The following is a 16,749-nucleotide window of genomic DNA, read 5'->3' as shown; positions in this document are numbered from 1 at the left end:
AACATGAAACCATCTATTTATAGTTTAACACGTCAGGAAATGATTGAATGGGCTGAGTCTCAGGGAGAAAAGAAATTCCGTGCCGCCCAGATTTGGGAGTGGCTCTACCGCAAGCGGGTCCAGTCTTTTGAAGAGATGACTAATTTGTCCAAGGACTTGATTGCCAAGCTAAATGATCAGTTTGTCGTCAATCCGCTTAAACAGCGCATTGTTCAAGAGTCTGCTGACGGTACGGTCAAGTACCTCTTTGAGCTGCCGGACGGTATGCTGATTGAGACGGTGCTCATGCGCCAGCACTATGGACTTTCAGTCTGTGTGACTACCCAAGTTGGCTGCAATATCGGCTGCACCTTCTGTGCCTCCGGCTTGATTAAAAAGCAACGCGACCTCAATAACGGTGAGATTGTAGCTCAGATTATGCTGGTTCAGAAGTATTTTGACGAGCGTGGCCAGGATGAGCGGGTCAGCCATATCGTGGTTATGGGAATCGGCGAGCCATTTGATAACTATGACAACGTGCTCAAGTTTGTCCGGACGGTCAATGATGACAAAGGTTTGGCTATCGGAGCCCGCCATATCACGGTTTCGACATCAGGTCTGGCGCATAAGATTCGTGACTTTGCCAATGAAGGTGTGCAGGTCAATCTAGCTGTATCCCTACATGCCCCGAATAATGATCTGCGGACCAGCATCATGCGGATTAACCGGTCCTTCCCTATCGAAAAGCTTTTTGCAGCTATCGAATACTATATCGAGACGACCAACCGCCGGGTGACCTTTGAATATATCATGCTCAATGAAGTCAATGACGGTGTAGAGCAGGCCAAGGAACTGGCTGAGCTGCTCAAGAACATTAAGAAGCTATCTTATGTCAATCTCATTCCTTACAACCCCGTTAGCGAGCACGACCAATACAGCCGCAGTCCCAAAGAGCGCGTGATGGCTTTCTATGATACCCTCAAGAAAAACGGAGTCAACTGCGTGGTTCGTCAGGAACATGGTACAGATATTGATGCAGCCTGCGGCCAGCTGCGTTCTAATACCATGAAGCGTGATCGCGAGAAAGCATTGGTAGAAAATGTTCAGCCTTAAGAACTATCTGACTTCAGCTGGTGAGCTGACTGCTAAGGGGCGAAAATTGCTGGTAGGAGGAAGTTGGCTCTATTTTTTGATACTTTGCGTTCTGTGCTTTATTCCTCAGGTTCCAGAGCCAGGAATGGAAACTCCTGGAATCCAGTATTTTGGCCGAGTAGTAGTTTTGTTAATCCCTTTTAATTCCTTTGTCAATATTGGCGAGATTACTTCTTGGATCCAGTTGGTCAAAGTCTTTATCCAAAATCTAGCCAATATCTTCTTGCTGTCGCCCTTAATTTTTCAATTGCTTTACCTCTTTCCGAAATTGCGGAAGACAAAAAAGGTTGTATGGCTGAGCTTTGGGATGAGTCTGTCTATCGAAGTGACCCAGATTCTGCTGGACCTTCTCATCAACGCCAATCGAGTCTTTGAAATTGATGATCTCTGGACCAATACTTTGGGTGGGTATCTGGCTTGGCGGGTATTTCAGCTTGGTCAGAAAATCTGGAAAAATCGTCAAGATGACGTTTTCAAAAGAGATTAGCGAGAGAAAAGTTCGGATTTAGAAGAAAAATTAAAATTTTTTCTTGACAAGAAAAAGGGAAAGACCTATAATAAAATAAATCATCAGAAAAGTAATAATTTTTTCTACTTTCAGGGAGCCTGTGGTTGGTGGAAACAGGTAGTGGAAGATTATGAAGTGGGCTGATGTAAAAAATGAATTTGAAGCAATAAAAATTCGGTGAGCACACCTTACAGTGCATCTTGTTGTTAGACAAGACAGAGATATGGTGGCAGTCTATACTTTGCTCCATAATTGAGGTGGCACCGCGATTTTACGCCCTCACACAGTTTTTTTCTGTGTGTGGGCTTTTATTTTGCTTGAAAAATAAAGAAATGAGGCAATCAAGATGACAGAAACTAAAGGATATTTTGGACAATTCGGAGGCTCTTTTGTACCGGAGCCTATCCAGGCCTTACTGGATGAATTGGAAGCGACTTTTGAGAAGTATAAGGATGATCCAGAATTTTTAAATGAATACCGACATTATTTGGCAGATTATTCAGGCCGGGAGACTCCGCTCTACTTTGCAGAAAGTCTGACTCAGCATCTGGGTGGAGCGAAGATTTATCTGAAGCGGGAAGACCTCAATCATCTGGGCTCACACAAGCTCAATAATGTTTTGGGGCAGATTCTTCTAGCTAAGCGCATGGGCAAGACCCGAGTCATCGCTGAAACTGGAGCCGGCCAACATGGTGTAGCAACTGCGGCAGCAGCAGCTAAGTTTGGTATGAAGTGCGATGTTTACATGGGTGCAGAGGATGTAGAGCGCCAGCGCCTCAATGTTTTCCGTATGGAAATGATGGGAGCGACTGTACACGCTGTGGAAACAGGCACCAAAACCCTCAAGGATGCAGTTGATGCAGCCTTTGGAGCTTGGATGAGTGATTTGGAAGCCTTCTATGTTTTGGGATCTGCTGTCGGTCCACACCCTTATCCGACGATTGTTCATGAATTCCAAAAGGTGATTAGTGAAGAATCTCGTCGTCAGATTTTGGACAAGGAAGGCCGCTTGCCGGATTATGTCATTGCCTGTGTAGGTGGTGGATCCAATGCTATCGGTGCTTTCTCTCAGTATGTGGCGGATGAAGAAGTTAAGTTAGTGGGGGTTGAAGCCGCCGGGCGTGGTCTTGATACAGACCAGCACGCAGCGACCATGACCAAGGGAAGTGTAGGAGTAGTGGATGGTATGAAGACTTACGCTGTCTTTGCTGAAGATGGTCAGGTGGCTCCGGTTTACTCGATTTCAGCAGGCTTGGACTATCCTGGAGTTGGTCCTGAACATGCTTTCTTTAAAGATTCTGGTCGAGTAGAATATGTAGCAGCGACAGATGATGAAGCTGTGGATGCCTTGCTCCTCTTGACACAAAAGGAAGGGATTTTGCCGGCAATCGAAAGCTCTCATGCCATAGCTGAAGCCATCAAGCGAGCTCCAAAATTGTCATCTGACCAAATCATCATTATCAATGTATCCGGTCGTGGAGACAAGGATGTGGCAGCCATTGCCGACTATTTAGAAAAACGAAAATAAAATACCCAGCAGAAGAGTAGTAACATCCCTCCTTTCAGAGAGTCTGTGGTTGCTGTAAACAGGCAGGAGAAGTTATGAAATGGGCTGTTGGAGTCAACATTTTGTCCTTTAGTTGAACTTTTATTATTTTGTTAGTATGCTTCGCTGTAAACCAGTATACTGACTTGCACTAAAAGGGATCTAAATGAGTGTAAATAAGTAAATGAGATGTGGAGCCTGAAAACTCCATAACTGAGGTGGCACCGCGATGATACGCCCTCACAGGATGAACTGTGCGGGCGTTTTTCTGTAGTTCTGGAGCAAGTTATGACAGTGGACAGGTGCTATCTGTTCTTGTGAATGCAGTGATAACTAGCAAATTGCTCATCCTTAAAGGCTTCTGATTAAATAGAAAGAAACATTATGCAAAAGATTTTACCAGCTGATATTTTATCTCCGATCCTAGCTTATATGCGGATTCAGGGCGACCACAAGGTGATTTTGGAAAGTATTCCGAGAGATAGCGAGACAGCTCGCTTTTCTATCCTAGCTTATAATCCAGTTTTTGAAGTCCGCTATGAAAATGGCCAGTTAACAAAGAATGGACAAGTAATTGAGGAAGATCCATTGGACTATCTACATGAGTTGACAGTAAAAAAAGATCATCATTCAGACCTGCCTTTTGGCGGTGGAGCCATCGGTTTTGTCGGTTACGATATGATTTCCCTCTATGAGGAGATTGGCCAGATTCCAGCTGATGTGATTGGAACGCCGGATATGCACTTTTTCGTTTATGAGAGTTACATGGTTTTTGACCATAAAAAAGACAAGGTCTATATCCTTGAGGAGGCGCTCTACAGTTATAGAAGCGAAGCTGATTTGGCTGCTAGTCTGGAGCATATCATGGCTGAGCTGGCGCAGCCAGCGACAGATGAATTTTCACCACTGGAACTGTCCAGTTTGAACTTCCAGAGCCATATCGAGCAGTCGGCTTTTGAAAAAATGGTGGAAGAAGCGCGTAGCTTGATTCGGCAGGGAGACATGTTCCAATGTGTGCTCAGTCAACGCTTTTCAGCAGAGTATTCTGGTAGGCCACTGGATTACTATCGCAATTTGCGTGTGACCAATCCTTCCAACTATCTCTACTTTTATGACTTCGGAGATTATCAGATCATCGGGGCCAGCCCAGAAAGTCTGGTCTCTGTCAAGCAGGGTCAGGTCACAACCAATCCTATCGCTGGAACCAGACCGCGTGGGAAGGATGAAAGAGAAGATAAAGCCTTGGCAGAGGAGTTGCTGGCTGACGAGAAGGAAGTGGCGGAGCACCGTATGTTAGTTGATTTGGGACGTAATGATATCGGTAAAATTGCCCAGAATAACAGCGTGGAAGTCACTAAGTACATGGAAGTAGAGTATTTCCGCTATGTTATGCATCTGACCAGTGTGGTTCGTGGTCAACTTTTGCCTCAACTGACAGCTATGGATGCGCTCAAGTCCACCCTGCCGGCCGGTACCGTCTCAGGCGCACCTAAGATTCGAGCTATGAAGCGTATTTACGAGTTGGAGCAGGAAAAACGAGGCGTTTATGCGGGGGCTATCGGCTATCTGTCTGCGACGGGGGATATGGATTTTGCCATTGCTATCCGAACCATGATTTTGAAAAATGGCAGAGCTTACGTTCAAGCTGGAGCGGGTATTGTTTATGACTCGATCCCTGCTAATGAATACCAAGAAACCATCAATAAGGCCAAATCAATGACCAAGATAGGAGAGATGCAATGATTTTATTGATTGACAATTATGATTCTTTTACTTACAATCTAGCCCAGTATATCGGCAATTTCGCAGAAGTCAAGGTCTTGCGAAATGATGATGCAGGCCTTTATCAAGCGGCAGAGGAAGCTGATGCTTTGGTTCTTTCTCCGGGGCCAGGCTGGCCAGCAGATGCAGGACGGATGGAGGAAGTTATCCGTGATTTTACTGGTAAAAAGCCGATATTGGGGATTTGCTTGGGACACCAAGCCATTGCAGAAGTATTTGGCGGAAAGCTAGGTTTGGCTCCCAAGGTCATGCACGGCAAGCAAAGTGTTCTGCGCTTTGAGGGGAAATCTCCTATCTATCAAGGGATAGAGGATGGGCAGCCGGTCATGCGCTATCATTCGATTTTGATCGAAGAGATGCCGGAGGACTTTGAAGTGACGGCTCGGGCAACTGATGATAATTCGATCATGGCTATCCAGCACAAGAGCCTGCCTATTTATGGTTTTCAGTATCATCCTGAAAGTATTGGCACGCCAGACGGCTTGTCGTCTATCAAGAATTTCATTGACTTAGTAAAATAGAGGAGACGATATGAAAGAGATTATTGCAAAACTAGCTGATTTTAAGGATTTAAGTAGCGCTGAGATGACAGATGTGATCGAGCGTATTGTCACTGGACAGGTGGAAGAGTCCCAAATTGCAGCCTTCTTACTGGGGCTCAAGATGAAGGGAGAGACAATCGAGGAACGAACTGCTTTGGCTCAGGTCATGCGAGGCCATGCTAAGCAGATTCCGACCACTATTCATACTGCCATGGACAATTGCGGTACGGGCGGGGACAAGTCTTTCAGCTTCAATATTTCTACTACAGCAGCTTTTGTACTAGCAGGTGGCGGGATTAAGATGGCTAAGCACGGCAATCGCTCCATTTCTTCTAAGTCAGGATCAGCTGATGTGTTAGAAGCTCTGGGTATCAATCTAGACTTAGATGCTGCTAGCTTGGGCAAGGTTTTTGAGCAGACAGGTATCGTCTTTCTCTTTGCAAAGAACATGCACCCTGCCATGAAATACATCATGCCAGCCCGTCTTAGCCTCGGCATTCCCACTATCATGAATCTAACTGGTCCGCTCATCCATCCCATGAGTCTAGAAACTCAACTTTTGGGGACCAGCCGACCAGATATGTTAGAGAGTACGGCAGAGGTTTTGAAAAATATGGGCCGCAAGCGTGCGGTAGTCGTGTCGGGGCCGGATGGTCTTGACGAGGCGGGTCTTCATGGTCGTACCCAGTATGCTCTGCTAGAAAATGGGCAAATCAGCCTGCACGGCTTTCTGCCGTCAGATATTGGCATGGAAGAAATAGCTCTTGAAGCGATTCGTGGGGGTAATGCCAAGGAAAATGCAGAAATTCTGCTATCTGTCCTGCAAAATCAAGCCAGCCCCTATCTAGAAATGACAGTTCTGAATGCTGGATTGGGCTTCTATGCTAATGGGAAATCAGACAGCATAGAAGAAGGAATAGCTTTGGCCCGCCAAGTGATTGCTAGTGGCGCAGCCTATGAAAAACTCAAGCAATTACAGGAGTATCAGAAATGAGCAAAGAATTTCTCCCAACCATTCTAAAGCAAAAAGAGCAGGAAGTGGCAGCTATGTCCTATGAAGAGCTACAGCCTCTGCGCTCGACCTATTCCCTCTATGATTATCTCAAAAGCCAGTCCCAAGAGCTGCAGCTGATTGCTGAGGTCAAAAAAGCCAGCCCTAGTCTGGGAGATATTAATCTCGGTGTGGATATTGTGGAGCAGGCTCGCACCTATGAACGATGCGGTGCAGCTATGATTTCGGTCCTGACAGATGAAATTTTCTTCAAAGGACATCTGGATTACCTGAGAGAGATTTCCAGTCAAGTCACGATTCCGACCCTCAATAAGGACTTTATCATTGATGAAAAACAGATTGTTCGCGCTCGTAATGCTGGAGCGACAGTTATTCTTCTGATTGTAGCTGCCTTGTCTAAAAAGCGACTACAAGAACTCTATGATTTTGCGACAGGTTTAGGCTTGGAAGTTCTGGTCGAAACCCATAATCTGGCGGAGCTGGAAATTGCCCATAGAATAGGAGCTCGGATTATCGGTGTCAATAACCGCAATTTAGTCACTTTTGAGACAGATATCAATACCAGTCTTCAGCTGTCTGCCCATTTCAAAGATGACAGGGTTTACGTATCAGAGTCCGCTATCTTCAGCAAGGAAGATGCAGAACTGGTAGCTCCTTACTTCCATGCAATTTTAGTCGGAACTGCTTTGATGCAGGCAGAGGATGTAGCAGAAAAAATCAAGGAGCTGAAAATTGACAAAGGTTAAGATTTGCGGCTTATCAACGGCCAGCGCTGTTGAAACGGCATGCCAGGCTGGTGCAGATTACATTGGATTTGTCTTTGCTGAGAGCCGTCGGAGGGTCAGTTTGGAGCAAGCTCAGAAGCTCGCTGCCTTGGTGCCAGCTACTGTTCAAAAGGTAGGAGTTTTCGTCTCTCCGAGCTTGGAAGAGCTACAGGAAGCTATTTCAGTGGCAAATCTAGATTTGGTGCAGATTCATGGCGATTTTAATGAAGATCTTCTGACTCAGATTGGCCGGCCGGTTATTCGAGCTTATCAGGTCAAGGGAGCATTAAAAGATGTCAGCCAACAAGCGGACTACCTGCTCTTTGATGCACCTCTTGCTGGTAGTGGTCAGACCTTTGACTGGCAAGATTTTGACAAGAATCAAATCCACCAGCCCTTCTTTATCGCTGGTGGTTTGAATGCAGGAAATGTCCGAGAAGCTATTCAACATTTTGCCCCTTACGCAGTTGATGTCTCAAGCGGGGTCGAGACTGACGGCCAGAAGGACTTAAAAAAGATAACAGAATTTATAGAAAGAGTGAAAGATGGCATATAATCAACCCAATCAAGAAGGATTTTACGGTGAATTTGGTGGACGCTTTGTTCCAGAAACGCTGATGACAGCAGTTTTGGAGCTGGATAAAGCCTACCGTGAGAGTAAAAAAGACCCAGCCTTTCAGGCTGAGCTGGACGAGTTGCTGAAGCAGTATGTAGGGCGTGAGAATCCTCTCTATTTTGCAAAAAATCTGACAGCCTATGCTGGCGGTGCTAAGATTTATCTGAAGCGGGAAGACCTCAACCATACCGGTGCCCATAAAATCAATAATGCCCTGGGTCAGGTCCTGCTAGCTAAGAGAATGGGCAAGAAGAAAATCATTGCAGAGACTGGTGCGGGTCAGCATGGAGTAGCTACTGCCACAGCTGCAGCCCTTTTCAACATGGACTGTACTATCTATATGGGCGAAGAAGATGTCAAGCGCCAAGCCCTCAATGTCTTTCGAATGGAACTTCTAGGAGCTAAGGTAGAGTCAGTGACCGATGGCTCTCGAGTACTCAAGGATGCAGTTAATGCTGCCTTGAGAGCTTGGGTGGCTCAGGTTGATGATACTCACTATATTATGGGTTCAGCCTTAGGTCCCCATCCTTTCCCAGAGATTGTCCGCGATTATCAGAGTGTGATTGGGCGTGAGGCCAAGCGTCAGTTTGCTGAGCAAAATGCAGGTGCCTTGCCAGATGCTTTAGTGGCATGTGTTGGCGGTGGTTCAAACGCTATTGGACTCTTTTATCCCTTTGTAGACGATAGCTCAGTTGCTATGTATGGAACAGAAGCAGCTGGGCGGGGCGTGGATACAGATGAACATGCTGCGACCTTAACCAAGGGACGGCCGGGTGTTTTACATGGTGCCTTGATGGATGTCTTGCAGGATGAGCAAGGACAGATTCTGGAAGCTTTCTCTATCTCTGCTGGGCTGGACTATCCAGGAATCGGTCCAGAACATTCTCATTTTAATGCTATCAAGCGTGCCACTTATGTCCCAGTCACAGATGAAGAAGCCTTGGAAGCCTTCCAGCTCCTGTCTCGTATTGAAGGGATTATTCCTGCTCTAGAGTCTAGCCACGCTATTGCTTACGCAGTTAAGCTGGCTAAGGAGTTGGGACCAGATAAATCAATGATTGTCTGCCTATCCGGCCGTGGTGACAAGGATGTCGTTCAGGTAAAGGAACGCTTGGAAAGTGAAGCTGCTCAAAAAGGAGGTGCCCATGACTAAAACACTCACTCAGCATTTAGAAACCATCAAAAGAGAAGGCAAGGGAATTTTCCTTCCTTATATTATGGCTGGTGATCACGAGAAAGGTTTAGCAGGTTTGCCGGAAACTATCGCATTTTTGGAAAACTTGGGCGTGTCAGCCATTGAAATCGGTCTACCATTTTCAGACCCTGTTGCAGATGGGCCAGTTATTGAAGAAGCAGGTCTGAGAAGTCTGGGTCAGCATACTTCCGCCAATTCTTTAGTCGCAAGCTTGCAGAAGTTGGACACTCAGCTGCCTCTCATCATCATGACCTACTTCAATCCTATTTTCCAATACGGTCTCAATGATTTTGTCAAAGATTTGGCTACGACACCGGTTAAAGGATTGATCATTCCAGATCTGCCCTACGAACATAGAAATTTCATCTTGCCTTTACTGGAAGATTCAGATATTGCTCTTATTCCTTTAGTGAGCCTGACGACTGGACTAGAACGTCAGCAGGAGCTAATTAAGGAGGCAGAAGGTTTTATCTACGCTGTAGCCATCAACGGTGTAACGGGTAAGAGCGGAAGCTACCGTAATGATTTGGACCAGCACTTGAGTAAGCTTCGTGATATTGCAGTGATTCCAGTACTGACGGGCTTTGGCGTTTCAACTTTAGAGGATGTTGACCGCTTCAATCAAGTCTCAGATGGAGTCATTGTCGGATCTAAGATTGTCAAAGCTCTTCATGAAAAGGACGCCAGCATAGCAACCTTTATCCAAGAAGCAGCAGCTTATAAGAAATAAGAACTACGATACCAAACAAAAGACAGGGTACAAATGCCAGCCTGTCTTTTTTCTTTTTAAAGCAGAAACAGGCGAGGCCAGAGAAGCTAGCGATTTGGATAAGAATGAGAATTTCCGTCAGACTGAAAATGGCTGAGCAGGAAGCAAGAAAAAGAAAGTCACCAGCTCCAATACGAAGATTATAAAAGAAGGCTAGAAGTCCTAGGGCTAAAAAGAAGAGTATGAGAAGATTGATGCCCGATATCATTAGCAACAAGAGCTGAAAAAATAACCAGATCATTAAGGGGTATTGCAGCTCTCTTTGATCATATATGGCCAACATTATGCCCATGGTAAGTAGCAGGAGTTGACTGATAGAAATTGTACCAAGTGAAGTGGCCAGAAAAAGACCGCCAAAGATACATTCAAAAAATAAATAACGTAAGGGAATCTTGTCTCCACAGAAGCGACAGCGAAGACGGTTCAAGACTTGGGAAACAATAGGAATCAAGTCACGAGGGGCCAGTCTTTTCCCACAGGCATTACAATGACTAGCTGGTGTGATGATAGACTGCTCTGGGAAGCGGTCGATGACCAAGCCTAGGAATGAGGCAAAGACGGTACCAACAAGAAAAAAGTATAGGTGAATCATACTTATTTATTCGTAATTTTAAACAGAAAAATTCTGAAATTTTGCAACTTTTCTAATAAAGTCTTTTTTTGAATCTTTTGTCTTGACTTTCTTATTTAGAAGCATTATAATTAAACCATAATCTAAAAAGATTAGAATGATTATAAATAAAATAAGCGAGGTAAGAATATGACTCAAGTAAAAAATGCCGCTGCAACTGATGTAGCAACTTTTGTAAACCAAAACTCTTTGCCAAAAACTAAGGCTGTATTGAACCAAGTGGTGGCAGATCTTTATACTGCTCATATTGCTCTTCACCAAGTTCACTGGTATATGCGTGGTGCTGGTTTCATGGTTTGGCATCCAAAAATGGATGAATACATGGAAACTTTGGATGCAACTTTGGATGAAGTTAGCGAACGTTTGATTACTTTGGGTGGTAAACCATACTCTACTTTGACAGAATTTATCCAACATAGTAAGATCGAAGAAAAAGCTGGTGAATTTAGCAAAAACGTAGAAGAAAGTTTAGCGCGTGTAATTGAAATCTTCCGCTATTTGACAAATGTATACCAAGAAGCGCTGGATGTGACTGACGAAGAAGGTGACGATGTAACCAATGATATCTTTGTTGGGGCTAAAGCAGATTTAGAAAAGACTATCTGGATGTTGACAGCTGAAATTGGCCAAGCACCAGGATTGTAAAAAAAGTTTGAAGAAGAAATAAAATTCTTAAATATGATTAGAGTCTTATCTATAGAATTTTATTCCTAGAATGATAGATATTTTTTATCACCCCTCTTTTAAAAGCAGCTGACATAGCTGCTTTTTCTGTTTATTTTTCCATCTTGAAAATATGTGTAAAATCTGGTACAATAAGGCACATGAAAACACTTTATGATGTTCAGCAATTTCTCAAAAGTTTTGGCATCGTAATCTATATGGGAAAGCGATTGTATGATATAGAACTGATGAAGATTGAGCTAGAGCGAATTTACGATGCGGGCTTGATGGGCAAACTAGAATATTTAGAGGCTGAAGCAGTCTTGCGCCGTGAGCATCAGTTAGAGTTGAAATATATCGAGAAGAATGGAGAATGGAAGAAATGACCTGGATTTTGATGGCGATTATGGCTGGTATACTGGCTTGGATGGGCTTTAACTATTTTAGATTGCGTCGAGCAGCAAAAGTTGTTGAAAATGCTGAATTTGCGAGCCTAATCCGTCAAGGTCAGCTTGTGGATTTACGGGAACCTGTTGACTTTCATCGGAAGCATATCTTGGGGGCTCGAAACATTCCCTCAACACAGTTAAAAGGAAATTTGGGTGCACTTCGTAAAGATAAGCCAGTCTTGCTTTATGAAAATGCTCGCGGTCAACGAGTAATGAATGCAGCTCTACTCTTAAAGAAAAATGGTTTTTCTGACATCTATATCCTGTCTTATGGGCTGGATAGTTGGAAGGGAAAAGTTAAAACAAGTTAATTTAGCTTTAAACATATTATATATAAAAGGCACAGATAAAATCTGTGCCTTTTATTATGTCTCGCTCCCTTAGGTGCTAGACAAATGAACCACTCGTCTATCGGTGATTATGATTCAATTGGTTGGTCAAGAAGCGAGATCAAATATTAAAGGTGGAAATTAGAAAAATATAATCTATCGACTTAGTTCTAGATAGTTCTTGATAAGCTTTAGCTCATCTTGATTTAAGGAACGATAGGCACCCTCATCCAAATTGGGATCAAGTTGAAAATCTCCAAAATGAGTTCTTTTGAGATAGGTAACTTTCACTCCTATTGCTAGGAACATTTTCTTCACTTGGTGAAATTTTCCCTCTGAGATAGTTACAGAAGCTGTGCTCAAAACAGGGGTAGCAGAGTGGATTATGAGTTGAGCCGGCTTACAAACCTTGCCATCTAAGAAGCGAACGCCTTCTTGGAAGGCTTCAATAGCCTGATTATTTAGAAGCCCGTTAACTTGGACGTAATAAGTTTTATCTACATGATATTGAGGGTGAAGTAGTTGAAAGCCAAGAGGACCGTTATCAGTAATTAAGAGGAGGCCAGTCGTATCCCTGTCTAAGCGACCAATAGAGTATAGTTCCTCACTAAAGTCTTCCTTTTTAATCAGATCAATTACTGTTTCTTTACTAGCATCGGAGTTGGCTGTTATATATCCTCGCGGTTTATTCATCATAAAATAACGATGAGCAGGAACAGAAATCTTTTGTTTATCGAGGAGGATTTCTTGTAGACCAGTATCTACATTTTGGCTAAGACTTCTAGCGGGGTTCTGATCAACCAGAATAGCCCCTCGGAGCAAGGCCTGTTTCATGGATTTTCGGCTAATTGATGCTTGAGCTAGTAAACGGTCTAATCGCATAGTTTTTCCTTTTAATAATCTTATGCTTAATTATAAGTTTTCAATGTAAGAAATGCAAATCGATGCGAGAAGGGCTGATTTTTCAATGAAAACATTTACACTTGGCTAAACTGTGATTTTTGAATTAGACTGTGGTATAATTGTTCAGTTAGAAATAAAAATTTAAAGTAATAGAGGCAATCATGACAAAATTAAGAGAAGATATTCGGAATATCGCTATTATCGCCCACGTTGACCACGGTAAAACAACCCTCGTTGACGAATTATTAAAACAATCTGAAACTCTTGATGCACGTACTGAATTGGCAGAGCGTGCGATGGACTCAAACGATATCGAAAAAGAGCGCGGAATTACTATTCTTGCTAAAAATACAGCCGTTGCTTACAATGGAACTCGTATCAACATCATGGACACACCAGGACACGCGGACTTCGGTGGAGAAGTTGAGCGTATCATGAAAATGGTTGACGGGGTTGTTTTGGTCGTAGATGCCTACGAAGGAACCATGCCACAAACTCGTTTCGTATTGAAAAAAGCCTTGGAACAAGATCTTGTCCCAATCGTGGTTGTTAACAAAATCGACAAACCATCAGCTCGTCCAGCAGAAGTAGTAGACGAAGTCTTGGAACTCTTCATTGAGCTTGGTGCAGATGACGACCAGCTTGATTTCCCAGTTGTTTATGCTTCAGCGATCAACGGAACATCGTCACTTTCAGACGATCCTGCTGATCAAGAAAAAACAATGGCACCAATCTTTGATACCATCATCGACCATATCCCTGCTCCAGTAGACAACTCAGATGAGCCTTTGCAGTTCCAAGTGTCACTTTTGGACTATAATGACTTCGTTGGACGTATCGGTATTGGACGTGTCTTCCGTGGTAGTGTGAAAGTTGGGGACCAAGTTACCCTTTCTAAGCTAGATGGCACAACGAAAAACTTCCGTGTCACAAAACTCTTTGGTTTCTTTGGTTTGGAGCGTCGTGAAATCCAAGAAGCAAAAGCAGGTGACTTGATTGCCGTTTCAGGTATGGAAGATATCTTTGTTGGTGAAACCATTACTCCAACAGATGCCGTTGAACCTCTTCCAATCCTTCACATCGATGAGCCAACCCTTCAAATGACCTTCTTGGTAAACAACTCACCATTTGCAGGTCGTGAAGGAAAATGGGTAACCTCTCGTAAGGTGGAAGAACGCTTGCAAGCAGAACTGCAAACAGACGTATCCCTTCGTGTTGACCCAACGGACTCACCAGATAAATGGACTGTTTCAGGACGTGGAGAGTTGCACTTGTCAATCCTTATCGAAACCATGCGCCGTGAGGGGTATGAACTGCAAGTATCTCGTCCAGAAGTTATCGTAAAAGAGATTGATGGCGTTAAGTGCGAACCATTTGAACGAGTCCAAATCGATACTCCAGAAGAATACCAAGGTTCTGTCATCCAAAGCCTTTCAGAACGTAAGGGTGAAATGCTAGACATGGTGGCTACAGGAAATGGACAGACTCGTTTGGTCTTCTTGGTTCCTGCCCGTGGTTTGATTGGTTACTCTACTGAGTTCTTATCTATGACTCGCGGTTATGGAATTATGAACCATACCTTTGATCAATATCTGCCAGTGATTCCTGGTGAAATTGGTGGTCGCCATCGTGGTGCCCTCGTTTCTATCGATGCTGGTAAGGCTACAACATACTCTATCATGTCTATCGAAGAACGTGGTACTATCTTTGTTAACCCAGGTACTGAGGTTTACGAAGGAATGATCATCGGTGAAAACTCTCGTGAAAACGACTTGACAGTTAACATCACTAAGGCTAAACAAATGACCAACGTTCGTTCAGCTACCAAGGACCAAACAGCTGTTATCAAGACACCTCGTATCTTGACCCTTGAAGAGTCGCTTGAGTTCTTGAACGACGATGAGTACATGGAAGTAACGCCTGAGTCTATCCGTTTGCGTAAGCAAATTCTCAACAAGGCAGAGCGTGAGAAAGCCAACAAAAAGAAAAAATCAGCTGCAGCTGAATAAGTAAAAGGAAAAGGAGTAGCAAGATGGTTTATTTAATAATTGGAATTTTGATACTCTTATATTACCTTTTTGCTGCTCCTCAGAGCATTAAAGGAACCTTTAATGTCTTATCAGTTGTATTAGTCTTGGTTTTGTTTATCATTCTCTTGGTATTAGCAGCGTTTAGGATTTTTCAAATGCCAGGAGAGTTATTTGTCGGGGCTGCTATGCTTATTTTGGCTTATTTTGCCTTACGCGACATTGCTCGATTAGATAAGAAACCTGGTTTATTTGATTTTTTAGGCGATAAAAGAAGAGATTAAAAATTGGCTTGAGAACTAAAATTCGCTTTAGTTCTAGGCCTTTTTTTATAGATTACAAAATGAAAAGACTCGAAGGAAAGGACTCTTATAACTTTTAGGGTTCTATTACAAATCATTGCAAATCAGAAAAAATATCACATTTTTTTCACAAGTTAACAACAGAGGTAAATAAAGCGCATCTATGACTTTTTTATTTCTTTAAAAAAGGGTAAAATAGAATGAAGTACAATTAAAGAGGTTTTTTATGAAAAATATAGCCAGTTTTGCTAACAAGAAAGTCTTGGTTTTAGGTTTGGCTAAGTCAGGTGAATCTGCTGCTCGACTTTTAGATAAATTAGGAGCCATTGTAACAGTTAATGACGGTAAGCCTTTCGAGGAAAATCCTGCTGCCCAATCCTTGCTAGAAGAAGGTATTAAAGTAGTGACAGGAGGACATCCTCTGGAGTTGCTGGATGAAAACTTTGAATTGATGGTTAAAAATCCAGGTATTCCTTATGACAATGCCATGGTTGTTCGAGCTCTGGAGAAGAAGATTCCAGTCATTACTGAAGTTGAGCTGGCTTATCTGATTTCTGAAGCACCGATTATTGGTATTACGGGTTCAAATGGTAAAACGACGACTACAACCATGATTGCGCAAGTCTTGACGGCTGGAGGTCAGAATGGTCTCTTGTCAGGAAATATCGGCTTTCCAGCCAGCCAGGTAGCCCAAACAGCCAGCAGCAAGGATACACTGGTCATGGAATTGTCTTCCTTCCAATTGATGGGGATTGAGGTTTTTCATCCACAAATTGCTGTGATCACTAATCTCATACCAACTCATATAGATTATCATGGATCTTTTGAGGAATATGCAGCTGCCAAGTGGAATATCCAGAAAAACATGACTGCTGATGATTATTTGGTTTTGAATTTCAATCAAAACTGGGCCAAGGAAATGGCTAGCCAGACTCAGGCTACTGTCGTTCCCTATGCAACAACTGAAAAGGTGGATGGTGCCTATCTTGATGGTGATGTCTTGACCTTCCGTGGAGAAGCGATTATGAAGGTGGCTGAAATCGGTGTTCCTGGCAGTCATAATGTCGAAAATGCTCTGGCTACGATTGCTGTGGCCAAACTGCGTGGCATTGACAATCAGACGATCAAAGAAGTCTTGTCTGCTTTTGGTGGTGTGAAGCACCGTCTCCAGTATGTGGGACGTGTAAATGACGTTTCCTTTTACAATGACAGCAAGTCTACCAATATCTTGGCGACACAGAAAGCTCTATCTGGCTTTGATAATAGCAAGGTGATTCTGATAGCAGGTGGCTTGGATCGGGGCAACGAATTTGACGAATTGGTGCCTGACCTCAAAGGACTCAAGAAAATGGTCATCTTAGGACAATCAGCTCCGCGTGTAAAGAGGGCAGCTGATCAGGCTGGTGTTTCTTATCTGGATGCGATTGATGTCCGGGATGCAGCTCATAAGGCTTTTGCTCTAGCAGAGCCAGGAGATATTGTCTTGCTCAGTCCTGCCAACGCCAGCTGGGATATGTATAGTAATTTTGAAGTTCGAGGCGATGAATTTCTCGCTGCATTTGAAGAATTAAAAGGTTAAA

18 protein-coding genes and 1 other annotated feature are annotated in these 16,749 nt (G+C 43.5%); of the genes, 16 read left to right on the top strand and 2 right to left on the bottom strand.

What is annotated here, in order from left to right:
- Positions 1-3 precede the first annotated feature (3 nt).
- From rlmN to trpA, 10 genes are all read left to right on the top strand, one after another.
- On the top strand, positions 4-1,092 hold the full coding sequence (gene rlmN, locus AWH02_RS02565; RefSeq protein WP_045501838.1) for a dual-specificity RNA methyltransferase RlmN: 1,089 nt from the start codon (positions 4-6) through the stop codon (positions 1,090-1,092).
- Entirely contained in the window at positions 1,079-1,618 is a 540-nt protein-coding gene (locus AWH02_RS02560) for a VanZ family protein (protein WP_060554066.1), read from the top strand. Before rlmN ends, AWH02_RS02560 begins: the two co-directional genes overlap by 14 nt.
- Positions 1,619-1,693: 75 nt before the next feature.
- Positions 1,694-1,923: a binding site (T-box leader), on the top strand.
- 62 nt (positions 1,924-1,985) lie between these two features.
- A complete protein-coding gene (trpB, locus tag AWH02_RS02555) occupies positions 1,986-3,167 on the top strand; it encodes a tryptophan synthase subunit beta (RefSeq protein ID WP_002907062.1) in 1,182 nt (393 codons plus the stop codon).
- 402 nt (positions 3,168-3,569) lie between these two features.
- Complete coding sequence (gene trpE / locus AWH02_RS02550; protein ID WP_060554065.1) at positions 3,570-4,928, top strand: anthranilate synthase component I; 1,359 nt, start codon at positions 3,570-3,572, stop codon at positions 4,926-4,928.
- Positions 4,925-5,488 (top strand): aminodeoxychorismate/anthranilate synthase component II, encoded by a 564-nt coding sequence (locus AWH02_RS02545; RefSeq protein WP_060554064.1) that lies wholly within the window; start codon positions 4,925-4,927, stop codon positions 5,486-5,488. Before trpE ends, AWH02_RS02545 begins: the two co-directional genes overlap by 4 nt.
- Positions 5,489-5,498: 10 nt before the next feature.
- Positions 5,499-6,503: an anthranilate phosphoribosyltransferase gene (gene trpD, locus AWH02_RS02540; protein WP_060554063.1), complete on the top strand. Its 1,005-nt coding sequence runs from the start codon at positions 5,499-5,501 to the stop codon at positions 6,501-6,503.
- Positions 6,500-7,267, top strand: coding sequence for an indole-3-glycerol phosphate synthase TrpC (gene trpC, locus AWH02_RS02535; protein WP_060554062.1), 768 nt, complete (start codon positions 6,500-6,502; stop codon positions 7,265-7,267). The genes trpD and trpC overlap by 4 nt, the downstream gene beginning before the upstream one ends.
- Positions 7,254-7,841 carry a phosphoribosylanthranilate isomerase gene (locus AWH02_RS02530; RefSeq protein WP_060554061.1) on the top strand — a complete coding sequence of 196 codons (588 nt, stop codon included), beginning with the start codon at positions 7,254-7,256 and terminating at the stop codon, positions 7,839-7,841. Before trpC ends, AWH02_RS02530 begins: the two co-directional genes overlap by 14 nt.
- Entirely contained in the window at positions 7,831-9,054 is a 1,224-nt protein-coding gene (gene trpB / locus AWH02_RS02525) for a tryptophan synthase subunit beta (RefSeq protein ID WP_060554060.1), read from the top strand. The genes AWH02_RS02530 and trpB (AWH02_RS02525) overlap by 11 nt, the downstream gene beginning before the upstream one ends.
- Positions 9,047-9,826, top strand: coding sequence for a tryptophan synthase subunit alpha (trpA, locus tag AWH02_RS02520; protein ID WP_060554059.1), 780 nt, complete (start codon positions 9,047-9,049; stop codon positions 9,824-9,826). Before trpB (AWH02_RS02525) ends, trpA begins: the two co-directional genes overlap by 8 nt.
- Here trpA and AWH02_RS02515 read toward each other — a convergent pair.
- Complete coding sequence (locus AWH02_RS02515; protein ID WP_060554058.1) at positions 9,795-10,457, bottom strand: prepilin peptidase; 663 nt, start codon at positions 10,455-10,457, stop codon at positions 9,795-9,797. The two genes, trpA and AWH02_RS02515, sit on opposite strands and share 32 nt — an antisense overlap.
- A gap of 168 nt (positions 10,458-10,625) precedes the next feature.
- Here AWH02_RS02515 and AWH02_RS02510 point away from each other — a divergent pair, with 168 nt between their 5' ends.
- From AWH02_RS02510 to AWH02_RS02500, 3 genes are all read left to right on the top strand, one after another.
- Complete coding sequence (locus AWH02_RS02510; RefSeq protein ID WP_008809115.1) at positions 10,626-11,141, top strand: Dps family protein; 516 nt, start codon at positions 10,626-10,628, stop codon at positions 11,139-11,141.
- Positions 11,142-11,320: 179 nt separating this feature from the next.
- Positions 11,321-11,545, top strand: coding sequence for a YqgQ family protein (locus AWH02_RS02505; RefSeq protein WP_060554057.1), 225 nt, complete (start codon positions 11,321-11,323; stop codon positions 11,543-11,545).
- Positions 11,533-11,919, top strand: a complete 387-nt coding sequence (locus AWH02_RS02500) for a rhodanese-like domain-containing protein (protein WP_008809113.1) — start codon at positions 11,533-11,535, stop codon at positions 11,917-11,919. The genes AWH02_RS02505 and AWH02_RS02500 overlap by 13 nt, the downstream gene beginning before the upstream one ends.
- A gap of 174 nt (positions 11,920-12,093) precedes the next feature.
- Here the strand turns inward: AWH02_RS02500 and AWH02_RS02495 are convergent, their stop codons facing one another.
- Entirely contained in the window at positions 12,094-12,819 is a 726-nt protein-coding gene (locus AWH02_RS02495) for a 16S rRNA pseudouridine(516) synthase (RefSeq protein WP_048774806.1), read from the bottom strand.
- Positions 12,820-13,001: 182 nt separating this feature from the next.
- Between AWH02_RS02495 and typA the strand changes: the two genes are divergently transcribed.
- The 3 genes from typA (at position 13,002) to murD (ending at position 16,748) form a co-directional block, all read left to right on the top strand.
- Positions 13,002-14,849, top strand: a complete 1,848-nt coding sequence (typA, locus tag AWH02_RS02490) for a translational GTPase TypA (RefSeq protein ID WP_048774808.1) — start codon at positions 13,002-13,004, stop codon at positions 14,847-14,849.
- Between the two features lie 23 nt (positions 14,850-14,872).
- On the top strand, positions 14,873-15,151 hold the full coding sequence (locus tag AWH02_RS02485) for a DUF3165 family protein (protein ID WP_045501871.1): 279 nt from the start codon (positions 14,873-14,875) through the stop codon (positions 15,149-15,151).
- Positions 15,152-15,395: 244 nt separating this feature from the next.
- On the top strand, positions 15,396-16,748 hold the full coding sequence (gene murD / locus AWH02_RS02480; protein ID WP_048774812.1) for a UDP-N-acetylmuramoyl-L-alanine--D-glutamate ligase: 1,353 nt from the start codon (positions 15,396-15,398) through the stop codon (positions 16,746-16,748).
- Position 16,749: the final 1 nt, after the last annotated feature.

The sequence above is a fragment of the Streptococcus gordonii genome, assembly GCF_001553855.1.
GTDB classification, from domain to species: Bacteria; Bacillota; Bacilli; order Lactobacillales; family Streptococcaceae; genus Streptococcus; species Streptococcus gordonii.
The sequence above is the reverse complement of the archived record's forward strand: the minus strand, read 5'-3'. Positions and strand labels throughout refer to the sequence as shown.

Bases quoted from the DNA above. Each gene is read 5' to 3' on its own strand.
- rlmN (WP_045501838.1), top strand. From the start codon at position 4: ATGAAACCATCTATTTATAGTTTAACACGTCAGGAAATGATTGAATGG.
- AWH02_RS02560 (WP_060554066.1), top strand. From the start codon at position 1,079: ATGTTCAGCCTTAAGAACTATCTGACTTCAGCTGGTGAGCTGACTGCT.
- trpB (WP_002907062.1), top strand. From the start codon at position 1,986: ATGACAGAAACTAAAGGATATTTTGGACAATTCGGAGGCTCTTTTGTA.
- trpE (WP_060554065.1), top strand. From the start codon at position 3,570: ATGCAAAAGATTTTACCAGCTGATATTTTATCTCCGATCCTAGCTTAT.
- AWH02_RS02545 (WP_060554064.1), top strand. From the start codon at position 4,925: ATGATTTTATTGATTGACAATTATGATTCTTTTACTTACAATCTAGCC.
- trpD (WP_060554063.1), top strand. From the start codon at position 5,499: ATGAAAGAGATTATTGCAAAACTAGCTGATTTTAAGGATTTAAGTAGC.
- trpC (WP_060554062.1), top strand. From the start codon at position 6,500: ATGAGCAAAGAATTTCTCCCAACCATTCTAAAGCAAAAAGAGCAGGAA.
- trpB (WP_060554060.1), top strand. From the start codon at position 7,831: ATGGCATATAATCAACCCAATCAAGAAGGATTTTACGGTGAATTTGGT.
- trpA (WP_060554059.1), top strand. From the start codon at position 9,047: ATGACTAAAACACTCACTCAGCATTTAGAAACCATCAAAAGAGAAGGC.
- AWH02_RS02515 (WP_060554058.1), bottom strand. From the start codon at position 10,457: ATGATTCACCTATACTTTTTTCTTGTTGGTACCGTCTTTGCCTCATTC.
- AWH02_RS02510 (WP_008809115.1), top strand. From the start codon at position 10,626: ATGACTCAAGTAAAAAATGCCGCTGCAACTGATGTAGCAACTTTTGTA.
- AWH02_RS02505 (WP_060554057.1), top strand. From the start codon at position 11,321: ATGAAAACACTTTATGATGTTCAGCAATTTCTCAAAAGTTTTGGCATC.
- AWH02_RS02500 (WP_008809113.1), top strand. From the start codon at position 11,533: ATGGAAGAAATGACCTGGATTTTGATGGCGATTATGGCTGGTATACTG.
- AWH02_RS02495 (WP_048774806.1), bottom strand. From the start codon at position 12,819: ATGCGATTAGACCGTTTACTAGCTCAAGCATCAATTAGCCGAAAATCC.
- typA (WP_048774808.1), top strand. From the start codon at position 13,002: ATGACAAAATTAAGAGAAGATATTCGGAATATCGCTATTATCGCCCAC.
- AWH02_RS02485 (WP_045501871.1), top strand. From the start codon at position 14,873: ATGGTTTATTTAATAATTGGAATTTTGATACTCTTATATTACCTTTTT.
- murD (WP_048774812.1), top strand. From the start codon at position 15,396: ATGAAAAATATAGCCAGTTTTGCTAACAAGAAAGTCTTGGTTTTAGGT.